Source organism: Streptomyces sp. NPDC018026, assembly GCF_044327745.1.
In the GTDB taxonomy this organism is placed as follows: Bacteria; Actinomycetota; Actinomycetes; order Streptomycetales; family Streptomycetaceae; genus Streptomyces; species Streptomyces rubrogriseus.
The window spans coordinates 44,296-60,282 of record NZ_JBIRFY010000001.1 but is presented as its reverse complement, the minus strand read 5'-3'; the positions used below and the strand labels follow the sequence as shown (position 1 = coordinate 60,282).

At 73.5% G+C, this 15,987-nt stretch carries 15 protein-coding genes; 5 read left to right on the top strand and 10 right to left on the bottom strand.

The features are described 5' to 3' along the window. Positions 1 to 97 precede the first annotated feature (97 nt). The 5 genes from ACH4D3_RS00270 to miaA all read right to left on the bottom strand — a co-directional run bounded on the left by ACH4D3_RS00270 (position 98) and on the right by miaA (position 6,825). A complete protein-coding gene (locus tag ACH4D3_RS00270) occupies positions 98 to 1,639 on the bottom strand; it encodes a M1 family metallopeptidase (protein ID WP_398314766.1) in 1,542 nt (513 codons plus the stop codon). 280 nt (positions 1,640 to 1,919) lie between these two features. After that, complete coding sequence (locus tag ACH4D3_RS00265; protein ID WP_398314764.1) at positions 1,920 to 4,094, bottom strand: RelA/SpoT family protein; 2,175 nt, start codon at positions 4,092 to 4,094, stop codon at positions 1,920 to 1,922. Positions 4,095 to 4,340: 246 nt separating this feature from the next. Next, positions 4,341 to 5,210, bottom strand: a complete 870-nt coding sequence (dapF, locus tag ACH4D3_RS00260) for a diaminopimelate epimerase (protein ID WP_398314762.1) — start codon at positions 5,208 to 5,210, stop codon at positions 4,341 to 4,343. Between the two features lie 71 nt (positions 5,211 to 5,281). After that, positions 5,282 to 5,779 carry a hypothetical protein gene (locus tag ACH4D3_RS00255; protein ID WP_398316592.1) on the bottom strand — a complete coding sequence of 166 codons (498 nt, stop codon included), beginning with the start codon at positions 5,777 to 5,779 and terminating at the stop codon, positions 5,282 to 5,284. A 107-nt stretch (positions 5,780 to 5,886) separates the two neighbouring features. After that, positions 5,887 to 6,825: a tRNA (adenosine(37)-N6)-dimethylallyltransferase MiaA gene (gene miaA / locus ACH4D3_RS00250; protein ID WP_398314760.1), complete on the bottom strand. Its 939-nt coding sequence runs from the start codon at positions 6,823 to 6,825 to the stop codon at positions 5,887 to 5,889. Between the two features lie 182 nt (positions 6,826 to 7,007). Between miaA and ACH4D3_RS00245 the strand changes: the two genes are divergently transcribed. Both ACH4D3_RS00245 and ACH4D3_RS00240 read left to right on the top strand, forming a co-directional pair. Continuing rightward, positions 7,008 to 7,304, top strand: a complete 297-nt coding sequence (locus ACH4D3_RS00245; protein ID WP_398314758.1) for a hypothetical protein — start codon at positions 7,008 to 7,010, stop codon at positions 7,302 to 7,304. A gap of 24 nt (positions 7,305 to 7,328) precedes the next feature. Next, positions 7,329 to 7,622: an antitoxin gene (locus tag ACH4D3_RS00240; protein WP_398314756.1), complete on the top strand. Its 294-nt coding sequence runs from the start codon at positions 7,329 to 7,331 to the stop codon at positions 7,620 to 7,622. Between the two features lie 552 nt (positions 7,623 to 8,174). Here ACH4D3_RS00240 and ACH4D3_RS00235 read toward each other — a convergent pair. Further along, positions 8,175 to 8,888: a class III extradiol dioxygenase subunit B-like domain-containing protein gene (locus tag ACH4D3_RS00235; protein ID WP_398314754.1), complete on the bottom strand. Its 714-nt coding sequence runs from the start codon at positions 8,886 to 8,888 to the stop codon at positions 8,175 to 8,177. Positions 8,889 to 8,937: 49 nt separating this feature from the next. Beyond that, a complete protein-coding gene (gene miaB / locus ACH4D3_RS00230; protein ID WP_398314752.1) occupies positions 8,938 to 10,455 on the bottom strand; it encodes a tRNA (N6-isopentenyl adenosine(37)-C2)-methylthiotransferase MiaB in 1,518 nt (505 codons plus the stop codon). 126 nt (positions 10,456 to 10,581) lie between these two features. Between miaB and ACH4D3_RS00225 the strand changes: the two genes are divergently transcribed. Then, positions 10,582 to 11,775 (top strand): cellulose-binding domain-containing protein, encoded by a 1,194-nt coding sequence (locus ACH4D3_RS00225; RefSeq protein WP_398314750.1) that lies wholly within the window; start codon positions 10,582 to 10,584, stop codon positions 11,773 to 11,775. A 66-nt stretch (positions 11,776 to 11,841) separates the two neighbouring features. Here ACH4D3_RS00225 and ACH4D3_RS00220 read toward each other — a convergent pair whose 3' ends face one another. Then, positions 11,842 to 12,501 (bottom strand): response regulator transcription factor, encoded by a 660-nt coding sequence (locus ACH4D3_RS00220; protein WP_011030451.1) that lies wholly within the window; start codon positions 12,499 to 12,501, stop codon positions 11,842 to 11,844. Further along, complete coding sequence (locus ACH4D3_RS00215) at positions 12,501 to 13,577, bottom strand: HAMP domain-containing sensor histidine kinase (RefSeq protein WP_398314748.1); 1,077 nt, start codon at positions 13,575 to 13,577, stop codon at positions 12,501 to 12,503. Before ACH4D3_RS00215 ends, ACH4D3_RS00220 begins: the two co-directional genes overlap by 1 nt. 114 nt (positions 13,578 to 13,691) lie before the next feature. Here ACH4D3_RS00215 and ACH4D3_RS00210 point away from each other — a divergent pair, with 114 nt between their 5' ends. Both ACH4D3_RS00210 and ACH4D3_RS00205 read left to right on the top strand, forming a co-directional pair. Beyond that, on the top strand, positions 13,692 to 14,177 hold the full coding sequence (locus tag ACH4D3_RS00210; RefSeq protein ID WP_102928754.1) for a cation:proton antiporter regulatory subunit: 486 nt from the start codon (positions 13,692 to 13,694) through the stop codon (positions 14,175 to 14,177). Positions 14,178 to 14,181: 4 nt separating this feature from the next. Then, positions 14,182 to 15,420: a cation:proton antiporter gene (locus ACH4D3_RS00205; protein WP_398314746.1), complete on the top strand. Its 1,239-nt coding sequence runs from the start codon at positions 14,182 to 14,184 to the stop codon at positions 15,418 to 15,420. Between the two features lie 27 nt (positions 15,421 to 15,447). On the opposite strand, the gene ACH4D3_RS00200 is transcribed toward ACH4D3_RS00205, so the two are convergent. Continuing rightward, the gene (locus ACH4D3_RS00200) at positions 15,448 to 15,963 is read right to left on the bottom strand and encodes a MazG nucleotide pyrophosphohydrolase domain-containing protein (RefSeq protein WP_398314744.1); all 516 of its coding nucleotides are present in this window, start codon (positions 15,961 to 15,963) and stop codon (positions 15,448 to 15,450) included. Positions 15,964 to 15,987 lie beyond the last annotated feature (24 nt).

Here is a 15,987-nt window from a genome sequence, read left to right as displayed (position 1 = left end):
ACCGTGTACAACGTGCGAACCACCGGGGAGATTCCCGGGGCCCGTACCGCGCCGTCTTCGAAGATGGTCGCACGGCACGGGCCGTCTCGTCACCGGCTTATTCCCCGTGTGCCTTCCCGGACGCCTTGGCGGGCTGCTTCCCCGCCGCCGCCTTCTCGACGGGGTTCTTCTTCCAGTCCGGGTGGCCGGGCATCGGCGGGGTCTTCTCGCCGTACAGCCAGGCCTGGAAGAAGCCGCTCAGGTCCCGGCCGGAGGTCTCGGAGGCGAGCCGGACGAAGTCGGCGGTCGTCGCCGTGCCGTCCTGGTTGCGGGCGACCCACGCGCGCTCGACGCGTTCGAAGGCGGGGCGGCCGATCTCCTGGCGCAGGGCGTAGAGCACGAGCGCGGCTCCGTCGTAGACGTTGGCGCGGAAGATCCCGGTCTTGCTGCCGTTCTTCGGCGGCTTGGGGGCGGCGGGGGGTCCGCCCGCCGTGCGCCAGCGGTCGGAGGCCCCGTAGGCGGCCTTCATACGGGCCGCCAGGGGCTTGTCCGCGGTCTCCTCCGCGTACAGCGCCTCGTACCAGGTGGCGTGGCCCTCGTTGAGCCACAGGTCGGACCAGGTGGCCGGGCTGACGCTGTTGCCGAACCACGAGTGGGCCAGCTCGTGCACCATGATCGACTCGACATACCACTTCGGGTAGGCCGGCTCGGTGAACAGCTCCCGCTCGAAGAGGGTGAGCGTCTGGGTCTCGAGTTCGAAGCCGGTGGTGGCGTCGGCCATGAGCAGGCCGTACGTCTCGAAGGGGTAGCGCCCGACCTTCCGCTCCATCCACGTGATCTGGCCGGGGGTCTTCGCCAGCCACGGTTCGAGCGCCGCGCGGTGCTCGGTCGGGACCACGTCCCGGATCGGCAGTCCGTGCGGCCCGGTGCGGTGCAGCACCGTGGAGCGGCCGATGGACACCTGGGCCAGCTCGGTGGCCATGGGGTGCGCGCTCCGGTAGGTCCAGGTGGTGGATCCGCCGGTGCGGTCCACGTGGGTCGGCAGGCCGTTCGCGACGGCCGTGAGCCCGTCGGGGGCGGTGATGTGGAAGGTGAACCGCGCCTTGTCGGAGGGGTGGTCGTTGCAGGGGAACACCAGGTGGGCGACGTCCGCCTGGTTGGCCATGGCGAGGCCGTCGGCGGTGCGCACCCAGCCGCCCTGGCGGTCCTCGGAATACACCGGGTCGCTGCTGTGCCGCACGGTGATCCGCGTCCGGTCGCCCTCGTCGAGCGCGTCCTCAGGCGTCACGACGAGGTCCTCGCCCGCGGTGGCGAAGCCGGCGGGTTCGCCGTCGACCTCGACCGAGTCGACCTTCCCGTGGGCGAAGTCGAGGTTGATCCGGTCCAGGTCGGCGGTCGCCCGGGCCTCGATGGTGGTGACGGCCTTCAGCGGCTCGCTGTTGCTGCCGGAGTAGGTGAAGGAGAGGTCGTACGCCGCCACGTCGTACCCGGGGTTGCCCAGCTGCGGGAAGAGGCGGTCGCCGACGCCCAGCGGGGTCGGCGGGGCGCTCGCGGCGACCAGGCAGACGGAGACGGCGGAGGCGAGCAGCGCCGCGGCCCTGAGCCGGCGCCTGGGGCGTGCGCGGAGTCGCGGAGTCGGGGGGTGAGGGGTGTGCAGCATTCCCCACGGCTATCAGCGCGCGCGTGTCCGGCGGCGACGGCGCGCGCCCGGGGCACCCGAACGGGTCCGGCACGGCGCGCAGGATCGGACGGGTGCGGTAGGCCGTGCCGGATCGGACAGGTCCGGCGCGGCGTGCCGGATCGGAGAGGTGCGGTGCCTCGGGCCGATCACGCGGGTGCGGCGCCGCGCCTGCCGGGCCGCACGGGCTCGGCGCCGCCTACCGGATGCGGCGGCGGATGCGGCGGATGCGGCGGATGCGGTCCACCGTGCCCGTGCCGGATCACGCGCCGGTCGGCTGCGGCTGGGCCCGGCTGACGTCGTAGACGCCGGCCACGTCGCGCATGGCGCGCATGAGCGCGGGCAGCCGGGCCGCGTCCGGGAGTACGACGGTGTAGCTGTGCCGGACCCGCTGGCGGTCCGGGGGTTCGACGGTCGCGGAGACGATTTCGGCGCCTTCGAGGGCCATGGCTTCGGTGAGGTCGGCCAGCAGGTGCGGGCGGCCGAACGATTCGGCGAGCAGGGTCACCCGGCATCCGGTGCTCTCCCCCCAGCGCACCCCGACCTCCGCGCGCCCGGTGCTCTTCATGCGCGCCACCACCGCGCACTGGGCGCGGTGCACGGTCACCACACCTCCGCGCACCGCGAACCCGGTGATCTCGTCCGGCGGTACGGGGGTGCAGCAGCCCGCCAGCCGTACGGTCGCGCCCGGTGGGTCGACGAGGACGTCGGCGGCGGGGCGGGCGGGTGCGGCGTCCGGGGCCGGTCGCGGCACGTCCGGGTGGGCGTGGGGCTCGGGCACGGCGGGTTCGCGGGGCGGCTCCTGCGCCTCGGGCGCCGCTTCCGGGTGGGCCGCGAGCCGGCGCTGGATGGCGATCCGCGCGGCCGGGGTGTGGGCGTGCTCCAGCCACTCCCTGGACGGCTCGGAGGCGGGGTCCTGGCCCATCAGGAGCTGCACGGTGTCGCCGTCCCGCAGCACCGTACTCATGGGCGCCAGCCGGCCGTTGACCCGGGCGCCGATGGTGGCGTGCGCGTCCTCGCCGTACTGGGCGTAGGCGGCGTCGACGCAGGTCGCGCCCTCGGGGAGGCCGAGGGTGCCGCCGTCGGGGCGGAAGACGGTGATCTCGCGGTCCTGGGCGAGGTCCTCGCGCAGGGTGGACCAGAACGTGTCGGGGTCGGGGGCGCCGCGCTGCCAGTCGAGCAGCCGGGAGAGCCAGCCGGGCCGGGTGGGGTCGGCGCGCTCGCCGTCGCCCGCGCTCTGCTCCTCCGACGGGGGCGCGTACGGGTTGCCGAGCGCGATCACACCGGCCTCCGCGACCTTGTGCATCTGGTGGGTGCGGATGAGGACTTCGACGACCTGGCCGTCCTCCGCGCGGGCCACCGCCGTGTGCAGCGACTGGTAGAGGTTGAACTTGGGGACGGCGATGAAGTCCTTGAACTCCGAGACGACGGGCGTCATACAGGTGTGCAGCTCACCGAGGACGGCGTAGCAGTCGGCGTCCTCCTGGACCAGCACCAGGAGGCGGCCGAAGTCCGCGCCGCGGAGCGTGCCGCGCTTGCGGGAGACACGGTGCACCGAGACGAAGTGGCGCGGGCGGATGAGGACTTCGGCCTGGATGTCGGCCTCGCGCAGCACGCCCCGCACCTCGTCGGCGACCGCGGCGAGCGGGTCGTCCGCGCGGGCGGCGTTCTCCTGGACCAGTTCCCGCGTGTGCGCGTACTCCTCGGGGTGCATGACCGCGAAGACGAGGTCCTCCAGCTCGGACTTGAGCGCCTGGACGCCGAGCCGTTCGGCGAGCGGGATGAGGACGTCGCGGGTGACCTTGGCGATGCGTTCCTGCTTCTCGCGGCGCATGACGCCGAGGGTGCGCATGTTGTGCAGCCGGTCGGCGAGTTTGATCGACATCACGCGGACGTCGTTGCCGGTGGCGAGGAGCATCTTGCGGAAGGTCTCGGGTTCGGCGGCGGCGCCGTAGTCGACCTTCTCCAGCTTGGTGACGCCGTCCACGAGGTAGCGGACCTCGGCGCCGAACTGCTCGCCGACCTGATCGAGCGTCACCTCGGTGTCCTCGACGGTGTCGTGGAGGAGCGAGGCGGTCAGGGTGGTGGTCTCCGCGCCCAGTTCGGCGAGGATCAGGGTGACGGCGAGGGGGTGGGTGATGTACGGCTCGCCGCTCTTGCGCATCTGCCCGCGGTGCGAGGACTCGGCCAGGACGTAGGCGCGGCGCAGCGGGTCGAGGTCGGCGTCGGGGTGGTGGGCGCGGTGGGCCTCGACGACGTGGCCGATGGCGTCGGGCAGGCCCCGGCTGCGGGTGGCGGAGCCGAGCAGGGCGGCCCGGCCGAGGCGGCGCAGGTCGATCCGGGGGCGGGCCTTCCTGCGGGGCGCCGGCGTGACGGCACCGGTGGCCGCGGGCGGCACGGGTCCCGGGCTCGCTGGATTCACGGCCTCCGCATTCATGGGCACCTCCGGCTGCGCGGACCGGCGGACGGGGAATCCCAGGGCGGACACGGCTCAGGGGATGCTGTCGGTCCCCCGTCCGGGCCGGTGCTTGATGCTATCGAGCCCATCACGTGCGGCCGACCGCCTCTCGCCGAGCGTGAAACGGATCACCCATTCGAGCGATGGTCCGAGGGTTTACGTTTTCGCACTGAGTGTCACGGACCGAGCTGTGGTTCACCGCGGTCCGGGTCACCGGGTCGTGGTTCAGGCGAGTACCCCTTCCAGCCAGGCGGAGTCGAACTCGCCCTCCGCGACGATCACGGCCGGCCCCGTCATCTCGATCTCGCCGTCCGGGCGCTCGGTGATCACCAGGGTGCCGCCGGGCACGTCGACGGTGTAGGTGGCCGGGGTTCCGGTGGCCGCGGGGTCGAGGCCGTCCCGGCGGGCGGTGGCGACGGCGACGGCGCACGCGCCGGTACCGCAGGAGCGGGTCTCGCCGGAGCCGCGCTCGTGCACGCGCATCGCGACGTGGCGGGGGCCCCGGTCGACCACGAACTCGACGTTGACCCCGTCCGGATAGGCGCCGGCGGGCGCGTGGGCGGGCGGGGCGTACAGGTCGCCCGCGTGGGCGAGGTCGGCGACGAAGGCGACCGCGTGCGGGTTGCCCATGTTCACGTTCCGCGCGGGCCACTCGCGCTCGCCCACGCTCACCTCGACGTCGCCCGCGGGCAGCAGCGCCCGGCCCATCCCGACGGTGACGTCGCCGTTCTTGGCGATGTGCACGCGCTTCACGCCGCCGCGCGTCGCGACGGCGAGGTCCCCCTCGGCGGCGTGCCCGGCGCGCTGGAGGTAGCGCACGAAGACCCGCACGCCGTTGCCGCACATCTCCGCGACCGAGCCGTCGCCGTTGCGGTAGTCCATGAACCACTCCGCCTCGGCGGCCATGCCCCGGGCCTCGGGGTGCGCCGCGGACCGCACCACGTGCAGCAGCCCGTCCCCGCCGAGGCCCGCCCGGCGGTCGCACAGGGCGGCGACAGCGGCGGGGGGCAGGTCGAGGGCGTTCTCCGGGTCGGGAACGATCACGAAGTCGTTCTCGGTGCCGTGACCCTTGAGGAAGGCGATCCGCGTGCTCATTCCTCGATCGTACGGGGTGGGTGCACCACGACGACGAGGGGCGGAGCCGGGCCCGGGGGCGGGAGGGCCCGTCAGCCCCGAAGGCGGGCGACCCGCCACACGGCCAGGACGACGACCGCGGCGACCGCCAGGGCGTACACGAGGATCGTCCGCCAGTCGGCCCGGCGCCCCGAGCCGCGCTGGGGCAGGCCCGGCCAGGTGTAGCCGACCCGGCGGGCGGCCATCATGCCCCAGCCGGCCGCACAGGAGCAGATCAGCAGTCCCAGCATCGCGATCACGGCGCCGCTGTCGCCGAAGTCGAAGGCGAGCGGGAAGGCGAACATCAGGGAGCCGAGCGCGGCCAGGCACACGATGGGCGCGAGCTGCCAGATCCGCAGCCGGCGCTGGGGCCGCAGCTCGACCTCGACCTCGTCCCCGTACATCTCGTCGGGCGCGGGTCCGTCGGCGACGCCGTCCGGCGTCTCGTCGGGACCGTCGGGGCTCAGGGCGCCGCCGTCCGGCTCCGGTCCGCCGTGGTCGGCGGTGCCGTGTTCGGTGCTCGGTGCGGTGTCGCGAGGGCCGGCCTCCATCGCCACGCGCCCTCCCAACTAGGACTCACTCGGTCGATCGAAGCTCGATGATGGCACGCCGCCGAAGGCCCGGATGACGGCCGGGGCGTCCCGATGCCATCACGTGATCAGGCTGTAACCGGTCGTTCGACCAACGACAGGGCGAGCCGCGGAAGTTCCGTGCGATCCGCCACACCCCCACTCAACCAGTGCACCCGCGGGTCGCGCCTGAACCACGAATCCTGACGGCGCGCGAAGCGCTTGGTGGCACGGACGGTCTCGGCGCGCGCCTCGTCGAGCGTGCACTCGCCGGCGAGCGCCGCGAGAACCTGCTGGTAGCCGAGCGCGCGGGACGCCGTACGCCCCTCGCGCAGCCCCTGCGCCTCCAGTGCGCGCACCTCGTCGACCAGACCGGCCTCCCACATCCGGTCGACGCGCAGGGCGATGCGCTCGTGCAGCTCGGGGCGGGCCACGTCGACGCCGATCTGCACGGTGTCGTAGACGGAGTCGTGACCGGGGAGGTTGGCGGTGAAGGGCCTGCCGGTGATCTCGATCACCTCGAGGGCGCGCACGATGCGACGCCCGTTGCTGGGCAGGATGGCCCGCGCCGCCTCCGGGTCGGCGCGGGCCAGCCGGGCGTGCAGCGCACCCGGGCCGCGCAGTTCGAGCTCCTCCTCGAGGCGGGCCCTGATCTCGGGGTCGGTACCGGGGAACTCCAGGTTGTCGACGGCCCCGCGGACGTAGAGACCGGAACCGCCGACGAGGATCGGCCAGCGCCCTTCGGCGAGCAGCGCGTCGATCCGCTCGCGCGCGAGGCGCTGGTACTCGGCGACGGACGCCGTGACCGTCACGTCCCAGATGTCCAGCAGATGGTGCGGGACGCCACCGCGTTCCTGGGGCGTCAGTTTGGCGGTGCCGATGTCCATCCCTCGGTAGAGCTGCATGGAGTCGGCGTTGACGACCTCTCCGCCGAGCCGCTCGGCCAGGAAGACGCCCAGATCGGACTTTCCGGCCGCGGTGGGTCCGACTACGGCGATGACGCGGGGGGCGGGGGGTGCGCTGCTCACCGCACCAGTCTCGCAAACCTCTCACCTCGCCCTCGAACGAGTTACGTGACGGTCCGCGTCCGGGGTCGTTGCCCGTTGCGAGGTTCCCGCTCCCCGGGCCACCGGGTCATGGCCCCGGCCACGCAAACGGACGCACCGGATGCCGCGGGATTTCGCCCGCACGAGTAACGTATGGAGTTGATATGGGCGTTTTTGCACGGCTTTTTCGGAGGTCGAAGAACACCGAGGCGGCGTCGGGCACGGAGCCGCGGACCGACATCCCGGACACCGGGAGCGCGGCGGAGGCGAAGGCGGCCGACGTGGTCGAGATGGCCGACGCGGCCGAGACCGCCGACGCCGGTCCGCGGAACACGGCGGAGCCCGGCGCGGCCGACGGGGCCTCCGCCGAGGCCGGCGACTCGGAGAGCGTCGGCATCCCCAAGCAGCAGTCCGCCGGGGAGGCCGTCGACAACGAGGCCGACAAGGGCGCCCGCACCTGACTGCCCCGTGAGGGAAGGCGAACCATGGGTCTCCTGGACAATTTGAAGGCCAGACTCGAACCGGCGAAGGGCAAGGTCTCCGACCTCGCGCAGCAGCACGGCGACAAGATCGATCGCGGTCTCGACAAGATGGCGCGGACCGTCGACGAGAGGACCAAGGGCAAGTACAGCGACCGGATCCAGACGGGCACGGGCAAGGCCAAGGGCGCCATGGACCGCCTCGCCCACAAGGACGACAAGGGCGGGGAAGAAGGCGGCGACGCACCCGGCGGCACGCCTGGCGGCGCCCCTCCGGCCGGCCCGCCTCCGGCTTCCTGACCCGGTGCGCCACCGGACGGTCACGGAGCCCGGCCCCCGGGCCGCCGCTCCGGACCGTCCGCGCGCGCGTCGACGGCTACGACGGTGCCCGCGCCGCCGCTGCGACCAGGCGGGGGTGCCTCGCCGCTACGACCGTGCAGCCGCGTCGGCCGGTACGTCCGTGCAGCCGCGTCGGCCGCTATGTCCGGCGCGCCGCGACTGCCACCACGGCAAGATCGCCGCGCCGTCGCTACGACCATGCGGTTGCGCCTGACGACCGTCCGGTTGCACCTGCCGCGACGTCCGGGGCGCCGCGTCCACCGCCACGGAGAGCTGGCCGCGCCGCCGCGACGACCGGGGGCGCGCCCCCGCAACGACCGGACGGCCGCGCCCGCCACCACATCCGGGTCCCCGCGTCCACCGCCGCGGCAAGGTGGCGGCGACGCCGCGACGACCCGGTGGCGCCTCGCCGCTGCGGCCATGCAGCCGCGTCGGCCACCACGTCCGGGCCCCCGTGTCGGCCGCGTCGGGGGCGTCGCGCCGGACACCGCGGCCAGGTGGCCGCGCCGACCACTACGACCAGGTCGCCACGATGTACCCGACCCCGTAGGGCGCGTCCTCGTACAGCAGCGACCCGCCCAGGTCCGAGTCCGCGGCGGCACCCGCGAGGACCTGCCAGGGTGCCCGGCCCGACGCCTTGAGCTCGCGGGCCAGCTCGGCGTCCAGGGCGGCGAGCGCGGCCGGGTCCGCCGTTTCCAGGGCGCGGCCCACCTCCGCGTCGAAGGGCGCCGCCCGCTCGTCGAGGTAGCCGGGCGCCTTCAGCGTGCGGCACGCGCTGGCGTCGCCGAGCACCAGCAGCGCCGTCCGCCCGGCCCGCGCGGCGACGTCCCGGCCGACGGCGGCACAGCGCTCGGCGGACAGCCCGTCGCCCACCCCGATGGCGTCGACCGGGGCGTCGGTCCACCCGGTCCGCCCCAGCAGCCAGGCGCCGACGGCGAGGCCGTGGGGCAGCTCGGCCCCGTCGACACCGCCGCTGTCGGCGCCCAGGTACACCTCCACGTCCACGCCGAAGCCGCGGAAGGAGCCCCGCGCGCCCTGCGGATAGACCTCGGGCCCGGCGGAGTCCGCGGGTCCGACCACCACGAGCCGGTCGGGCCGGGACGCGGCGAGCACGCCCAAGGCGTCCGTGCACGCGGCGCGTGCGGCGTCCAGCTCGGGTGCGGCACCCGCGGCGACCTCCGGCACGAGGAGCGGCGGGCAGGGGCAGACGGCGGCGGCGACAAGCATGATCGGCAGCGTATCCCCGTACCGCCGCCCCCGTCGGCACCCCCCGCGGTCAGTCGCAGCCGCAGCCGCTCGCCACGGCCGGCTGCGGCTCGGGAACGCCGATCTTGGGCAGGCCCAGCAGCACACCCGCGGGCTTGGCCTGCTCGGCGGTGTTGCGCTTCTCCCAGGCGTCGCCCGCGCGCGTGCGGCGCACGTCGAGCACGGCGCCCTCGGCGAGGAGGTGGTGCGGGGCGGCGTACGTGATCTCCACGGTCACCACGTCGCCGGGGCGGACCTCCTGGTCGGGCTTGGTGAAGTGCACCAGGCGGTTGTCGGGGGCCCGGCCGGAGAGTCGGTGGGTGGCGCCGTCCTTGCGGCCCTCGCCCTCGGCGACCATCAGCTCCAGGGTGCGGCCGACCTGCTTCTTGTTCTCGTCCCAGGAGATCTCCTCCTGGAGGGCGACCAGGCGCTCGTAGCGCTCCTGGACGACCGCCTTGGGGATCTGGTTCTCCATCTCGGCGGCCGGGGTGCCGGGGCGCTTGGAGTACTGGAAGGTGAAGGCCTGGGCGAAGCGGGCCTCCCGCACCACGTGCAGCGTCTGCTCGAAGTCCTCCTCGGTCTCGCCGGGGAAGCCCACGATGATGTCGGTGGTGATCGCCGCGTGCGGGATGGCGGCGCGGACCTTCTCGATGATTCCCAGGTAGCGCTCCTGGCGGTAGGAGCGGCGCATCGCCTTGAGGACCGGGTCGGAGCCGGACTGGAGCGGCATGTGCAGCTGCGGCATCGCGTTCGGCGTCTCGGCCATGGCGGCGATGACGTCGTCGGTGAAGTCGCGGGGGTGCGGGGAGGTGAAGCGGACGCGCTCCAGGCCGTCGATGTTCCCGCAGGCGCGCAGCAGCTTGCTGAACGCCTCGCGGTCGCCGATGTCGGAGCCGTAGGCGTTGACGTTCTGCCCGAGCAGGGTGATCTCGCTGACGCCCTCGGCGACCAGGGCCTCGACCTCGGCGAGGATGTCGCCGGGCCGGCGGTCCTTCTCCTTGCCGCGCAGCGCGGGGACGATGCAGAAGGTGCAGGTGTTGTTGCAGCCGACGGAGATGGAGACCCAGGCCGCGTACGCGCTCTCGCGCCGGGTGGGCAGCGTGGACGGGAACGCCTCCAGGGACTCGGCGATCTCGACCTGCGCCTCCTCCTGCACGCGGGCGCGCTCGAGCAGCACCGGGAGCTTGCCGATGTTGTGGGTGCCGAAGACGACGTCCACCCAGGGGGCCCGCTTCACGATGGTGTCGCGGTCCTTCTGCGCCAGGCAGCCCCCGACGGCGATCTGCATGCCGGGGCGGCTCGCCTTCTTCGGGGCGAGGTGGCCGAGGTTGCCGTACAGCTTGTTGTCGGCGTTCTCCCGTACGGCGCAGGTGTTGAAGACGACGACGTCGGCGTCGCCGTCGGCGCCCTCGGGGGCGCGGACGTAACCCGCGTCCTCCAGCAGACCGGACAATCGCTCGGAGTCGTGAACGTTCATCTGGCACCCGTAGGTGCGTACTTCGTAGGTGCGCGTGCCGCCCACTGACTGGCTCCGGTCGATGCTGCTCATGGCACTAAGGGTAGGCGGTCACGATCGGGGCGAACGCCCGCGCACATCTTGACAGTACGCGGTCAGTCTCGGTGTGATGCATGGGAGCGCTCCCACACTTCCCTTCTCCCACCCTGGAGGCACCCTGTGCGCACCCGAGTCCTTCGATTACTGCGCCGGCCCTGGACCGCGGCCGTGGCCGCCGTGGCGCTGGTGGTGTCGGTCCTGGTGGCGATGCCCGCGAGCGGCGCCGCGGCGGCCGCCTGCCGGGTCGACTACAGCGTCGACGCGTGGGCGGGCGGCTACACCGCCCAGGTGAGGATCACCAACCTCGGTCCCGCGGTGAGCGACTGGCGTCTCACCTGGACCTACACCGGCGATCAGCAGGTGACCTCGGCGTGGAACGCGACCGTCACACAGACCGGCACGTCCGTCGTCGCCGTCGACGCCGGCTGGAACGGCGCCGTGTCCACCGGCGGCACCGCCGAGTTCGGACTGCAGGGGACCTGGCGGTCCGCCGACCCCGCACCGGACGACTTCGCACTCAACGGCGTCTCCTGCGGCGAGGACGGCGGCACACCGTCCGCCACTCCGACGGCGTCCCCCACCACACCGCCGACCACGCCTCCCACGACGACTCCGCCGCCGTCCGCGGAGTGCGGTGACGCCGTGATCTGCTCGGGCTTCGAGGACCAGTCCGGCCCCGAGCCCTCCGGCGACTGGCGGTTCACCGCCCCCGACTGCCAGGGCACGGGCACGGCCACCGTGGACTCGGCGGTGTCGCACGAGGGCGGCAGGTCGCTCCGGGTGGACGGCCGGGCCGGGTACTGCAACCACGCCTTCGTCGCCCACACCGCGGACCTGTCGTCGGTCGGCCCGGTGATGTACGTGCGCATGTGGGTCCGGCACACCACCGCGCTGCCGACCTCGCACGTCACCTTCGTGTCGATGCCGGACTCGGCGCAGGGGGGCCGGGCACTGCGCGTGGGCGGCCAGAACGGCGCGCTGCAGTGGAACCGGGAGAGCGACGACGCCACCCTGCCCGCACAGAGCCCGGCCGGGGTGGCGCTGAGCAGGCCGCTGCCGACGGACGGCTGGCAGTGCCTGCGGTTCGCGATCGACACCTCGGCCGCCAACCTCGACACCTGGCTCGGCGACGAGCAGGTTCCGGGCCTGCACGCCGACGGGGTGCCGACACAGGACGTCGACCAGCAGTGGCTCACCCGCGGCACCGCACCCAGGCCGACCGCCCTGCGACTGGGCTGGGAGAGCTACGCGACGGGCGACGACACCGTCTGGTTCGACGACGTGGCCGTGGGCTCCGCACCGATCGGCTGCTGACGGGGCGGCCCCGAGGGCCCGAGGCCACGGGGGTGTCACCACGGCGTCGGCCCGGGCCGGGGCGCCTCAGGGCTCGATGAGGCCCGCGCGGATCGCGTACCGGGTGAGTTCCAGCCGGTCCCGTACGCCCAGTTTCTGCAGGAGGTTCGCGCGGTGGCGTTCGACGGTCTTGGCGCTGATGAACAGCAGCTCGCCGATCTCCTTGGAGGTGTGGCCCTCGGCGACGAGCTTGAGGATCTCCTCCTCGCGCTCGGTGATGGGCCGCTCGGGCAGGCCGCCACCGCCCTGCACGCGGTCCAGGTAGGAGCGGACGAGGGCCCGCTCGGCGCCGGGGTAGATGAACGGCTCGTCGCGCACGGCGGCCCGGCACGCCTCGACCAGGTCGCGGTCGGCGACGGACTTGAGGACGTATCCGCAGGCGCCCGCCTTGAGGGCCTCGAAGAAGTACTGCTCGTTGTCGTACATGGTCAGGATGAGGATGCGCAGCTCGGGCAGGCGCCGGGAGAGTTCGCGGGCCGCCTGGAGGCCGGTCATGCGGGGCATGGCGACATCCAGGACGGCCAGGTCGATCTCGGTGGCCCGCGCGGCCGCGACCGCTTCGGCACCGTCACCGGCCTCGGCGACCACCGTCAGATCGGGTTCGCCGTCCAGGATGAGGCGGACTCCGCGGCGTACGAGGGTGTGGTCGTCGGCGAGCAGGACGCGGATCGGGGGCCGTGCGGACATCAGGGGCTGTCTCCGGTTCGGTCTGCGGAACGGTCCCCCGGCGGCGCGGGGACGCGCAGGCGTACGTCGGTGCCCCCTCCGGGGGCGGGTTCGAAGTGGATCTCGGCTCCTATCAGCAGGGCCCGCTCCCGCATCCCGCGGATACCGGCGCCCTCGGCGGCGGTGCCGAGACCGGTGCCGTCGTCCCGGACGAGCAGTTCGACACCGGCGTCGTCGGGCAGCGGCCTCAGCGTGAGCGCCGCGCGGGCGGCGCCGGCGTGGCGGGCGGTGTTGGTCAGTCCCTCCTGGGCGACCCGGTAGAGCACGAGTTCGGCCTCCGGGGCGAGCGGGGGCAGGTCGCCGGGGATGTGCTGCTGGACGGTCAGTCCGTGGTGCGTGAACTCGGCGGCGAGCGAGCGCAGGGCGCTGGCCAGGCCGAGTTCCTCCAGGACGCCGGGACGCAGCCGCCGGGCGATGCGGCGGATCTCGTCGAGCCCTGCCCGGGTGGCCTCCTGCGCCAGGGTCACCTCGTCGCGCAGTTCCCCGGGGACCCGGTCGGCGACGCGCTTGAGCTGGAGGAGAACGGCGGTCAGGGTCTGGCCCACCTCGTCGTGGAGTTCGCGGGCGATGCGGTGGCGTTCGCGTTCCTGGGCCTGCAGGGCCCGACCGGCACCGGCGGCGCGTTCGGCCTGGAGCCGGTCCAGCATCGTGTTGTACGTCGCGATGAGCTGCGCTGCCTCGGCCGGTCCGGAGACCTCGGGACGGGTCCCGGGCACCAGCAGGTCGGCGGTGGACATGGCCCGGCCCAGCCGGTGCAGCGGGGTGAGCCCGATGCGCAGCACGACCGCGTTGCCCGCCAGCAGGGCCGCGAGGCCGCCCAGCAGGACCAGGGCCTCCCCGGCCAGCACGGGCGTCGACACGGTGACCGGTCCCAGCAGCAGTGCGGTGGCCACGACCAGGCCGGCGGCGTTGAGCGAGAAGATCCGCCAGAACAGCGACACGTTCCTCTTTCCGCTCCTCCCGGCCTTCTCGCACGACACCCCCGCAGCCAGCTTCGCCGACCGCGACCGGCTGCGTATATCCGTCACGACACCCATATCGCCACCGTACGTGCGGATGGCAGCATGGCGAGGTCGCGGGCACGGCACCCACGTGCGGAAAGCGCAGCTGGAGACGCGGCAGGCAACGCAGGACGAGTGAGGGGAAAGCACGTGTCAGCTCCACGCCTGAGGGCGACTCCGCTCCCGGGTATCGGGGTCCAGTACGACCTGGTGACCCGCGAGCACCGCCACCTGTCGGTGGTGGCCCACCGCGACGGTGCCCGCACGGTGAACGTGTACCGGTCCGACGACCCCGACTCCTGTGCCCACTCGCTGCGGTTGACCGGCCCCGAGGCGGGCGCGCTGATCGACGCGCTGAAGCCCTCCCACCACAGCGCGAGCCTGCTCTACACCACCGATCTCGGGCTGGTCGCCGAGCGGATCGAGGTGGCGGCCACCTCCCGGTGGAACGGACGGCTGCTGGGCGACACCCGGATGCGGACCGACACGGGCGCCTCGATCGTGGCGGTGCTGCGGCGGGCCGAGGCGATTCCCTCGCCGGCGCCGGACTTCCGGCTCGTGGGTGGTGACACCTTGATCGTCATCGGCACCCGTGAGGGCGTCGACGCCGCCGCGGCGATACTCGGGCAGGAGTGAGCGCGTGCACTCCGCGGTACTCCTGATCGAGTTCGGTTCCATCATCCTCGGGCTCGGGCTGCTCGGCCGGTTCGCCGGCCGTTACCGGCTGTCGCCCATCCCGCTGTACCTGCTGGCCGGTCTCGCCTTCGGCGAGGGCGGCCTGCTGCCGCTCGGCGCGAGCGAGGAGTTCGTCGCGACCGGCGCCGAGATCGGTGTCATCCTCCTGCTGCTGATGCTGGGCCTGGAGTACACGGCCAGCGACCTGGTCACCAACCTCAAGTCGCACTATCCGGCCGGTCTCGTCGACTGCGCGCTCAACGCCGTGCCGGGCGCGGTGGCCGCGCTGCTGATGGGCTGGGGCCCGGTGGCCGCCGTCGTCCTGGCCGGTGTGACGTGGATCTCGTCGTCCGGTGTGATCGCGAAGGTGCTCGGCGATCTGGGCCGGGTCGGCAACCGCGAGACGCCGGTGATCCTGAGCGTGCTGGTCCTGGAGGACCTGGCGATGGCGGTGTACCTGCCGATCGTCACGGCCCTGGTCGCCGGCGCCGGTCTGATGACCGGGAGCATCACGCTGGCGGTCGCGCTGGCCGCGGCGGGCCTGGTGCTCTTCGTGGCGGTGCGCTACGGCCGGCTCATCTCCCGCTTCGTCTCCAGCGACGACCCGGAGAAGCTGCTCCTCGTGGTGCTGGGTCTGACGATCCTCGTCGCCGGTGTCGCACAGCAGCTCCAGGTGTCGGCCGCGGTGGGCGCCTTCCTGGTGGGCATCGCGCTGTCCGGGGAGGTCGCGGAGGGCGCGCACACGCTGCTGAGCCCGCTGCGGGACCTGTTCGCGGCCGTCTTCTTCGTCTTCTTCGGGCTGCACACGGACCCGGCCAGCATTCCGCCGGTCCTGCTGCCCGCGCTGGCGCTGGCGCTGCTGACCGCCGTGACGAAGATCGCCACCGGGTACTGGGCGGCGCGGCGCGCCGGGATCTCCGTCAAGGGCCGCTGGCGGGCGGGCGGTGCGCTGGTGGCGCGCGGCGAGTTCTCCATCGTGATCGCGGGCCTCGCGGTCTCCGCCGGTATCGAGCCGTCCCTGGGCCCACTGGCCACGGCGTACGTCCTCATCCTGGTCGTCCTGGGCCCCCTCACCGCGCGCTTCACCGAGCCGCTGGCGATGCGCCTCTTCCGGCGCCGCGACAACCCCGACCGCCCGAGCGGGCCCGCGGAGGGGACGCCCCGGACCGCGGCGACGGAGGCGGAAGCCTCGGTGGGCGACTGACCGGGCGCCCGGCCCCGGCGGGCGGGGTCAGGCGCCGGTCGGTTCCGGGGCGTCCGGCGTTGGCGGTGTCCAGCCCTGCCGGCGCAGCACGCCGGACACGTCCGGTGTCTCGTAGTGGTCGCCCTTGAGGACCTTGCCGTCGGCCCGGCGGCTGACGCGGCCGTCGGGCCCCAGCTTGGTCATGTTGGAGCGGTGGACCTCCGCGATCACCGCGTCGAGGTCTATGCCGTGCACGAGGGCGGTGCCGTAGGCCACGTAGACCACGTCGGCCAGTTCGTGCGCGAGCCGGTCGAGCGGGCCCCGCACCGACACCTCGGCGACCTCGGCCGCTTCCTCGGCGAGCAGCTCGCCTCTGTGCGCGGCCAGGGCGGGCGGGACCTCGGTCGGAGTGCTGCGGGCGTCCAGCCCGAAGGCGAGGTGGAAGGCACGGACCAGGTCGGCGGGCGACGTCCTGCCCCCGGCGGACGGGGTGCGGCCCTCGGCAGACGGGGTGCGTCCCTCGGCGGACGGGGGGCCGCTCTCGGCGGGCGGGGTGCTGCTCATGTGGACGACTTTAGCGACCACCAC

Bases quoted from the DNA above. Each gene is read 5' to 3' on its own strand.
- miaB (WP_398314752.1), bottom strand. From the start codon at position 10,455: ATGAGCAGCATCGACCGGAGCCAGTCAGTGGGCGGCACGCGCACCTAC.
- ACH4D3_RS00270 (WP_398314766.1), bottom strand. From the start codon at position 1,639: ATGCTGCACACCCCTCACCCCCCGACTCCGCGACTCCGCGCACGCCCC.
- ACH4D3_RS00215 (WP_398314748.1), bottom strand. From the start codon at position 13,577: ATGGGTGTCGTGACGGATATACGCAGCCGGTCGCGGTCGGCGAAGCTG.
- ACH4D3_RS00235 (WP_398314754.1), bottom strand. From the start codon at position 8,888: ATGCTTGTCGCCGCCGCCGTCTGCCCCTGCCCGCCGCTCCTCGTGCCG.
- ACH4D3_RS00220 (WP_011030451.1), bottom strand. From the start codon at position 12,501: ATGTCCGCACGGCCCCCGATCCGCGTCCTGCTCGCCGACGACCACACC.
- ACH4D3_RS00265 (WP_398314764.1), bottom strand. From the start codon at position 4,094: ATGAATGCGGAGGCCGTGAATCCAGCGAGCCCGGGACCCGTGCCGCCC.
- ACH4D3_RS00200 (WP_398314744.1), bottom strand. From the start codon at position 15,963: ATGAGCAGCACCCCGCCCGCCGAGAGCGGCCCCCCGTCCGCCGAGGGA.
- dapF (WP_398314762.1), bottom strand. From the start codon at position 5,210: ATGAGCACGCGGATCGCCTTCCTCAAGGGTCACGGCACCGAGAACGAC.
- ACH4D3_RS00255 (WP_398316592.1), bottom strand. From the start codon at position 5,779: ATGGAGGCCGGCCCTCGCGACACCGCACCGAGCACCGAACACGGCACC.
- ACH4D3_RS00240 (WP_398314756.1), top strand. From the start codon at position 7,329: ATGGGTCTCCTGGACAATTTGAAGGCCAGACTCGAACCGGCGAAGGGC.
- ACH4D3_RS00245 (WP_398314758.1), top strand. From the start codon at position 7,008: ATGGGCGTTTTTGCACGGCTTTTTCGGAGGTCGAAGAACACCGAGGCG.